The organism is Bacillus haikouensis (assembly GCF_013179555.1).
Taxonomy (GTDB): domain Bacteria; phylum Bacillota; class Bacilli; order Bacillales; family Bacillaceae_B; genus Rossellomorea; species Rossellomorea haikouensis_A.
The window spans coordinates 1-508 of record NZ_JABMCR010000636.1 but is presented as its reverse complement, the minus strand read 5'-3'; the positions used below and the strand labels follow the sequence as shown (position 1 = coordinate 508).

At 40.4% G+C, this 508-nt stretch carries 1 protein-coding gene; it reads left to right on the top strand.

Features of this window, described 5'->3' with window-relative positions; all coding sequences use genetic code 11:
- On the top strand, positions 1-201 hold a 201-nt coding region (locus HP456_RS24805; protein WP_172255952.1), incomplete at its 5' end, for a 6-phosphogluconolactonase.
- Positions 202-508 lie beyond the last annotated feature (307 nt).

The window sequence follows — 508 nt, the reverse complement described above, 5'->3', positions numbered from 1 at the left end:
CCAAGTCAGGCAATCACGATGGGCATCTCAACCATCATGAAAAGCAGGGAAATCCTGCTGCTCGTTTCAGGGAGTTCAAAGCAGGAAGCCATGAAGAAGCTGCTTGAGAATGAAGTAACGGAAAGCTTCCCGGCTTCCATTCTCAGAAATCACCACAACGTCACGATTATTGCGGACAAAGATGCATTAACATTAGTCTAACACCTTCATCAGGATCATGAAGGTGTTTTTTTTAGGTTAGTTCGGTTATTTACAACATTGAAAAACTAGTGACTGCACCGGAAGGGAACCTCCCAAATTTAGAATTGAAGCAATATTCTTTCTTATCCCGATAGAAAATAGCGTGTGAATAGATTAGTATAAAAGTAAGCTTATTATATATATAAATCCTTACCATACTGGACTAACAAATCAAAAAGAGGTGAAGCGCCTTGTTCAAGGAAATGGATATTGATGAATTACTGAAGTCCGGCAAAGAGGACTTTGTTTTAGCCGACGTTCGGTCGCC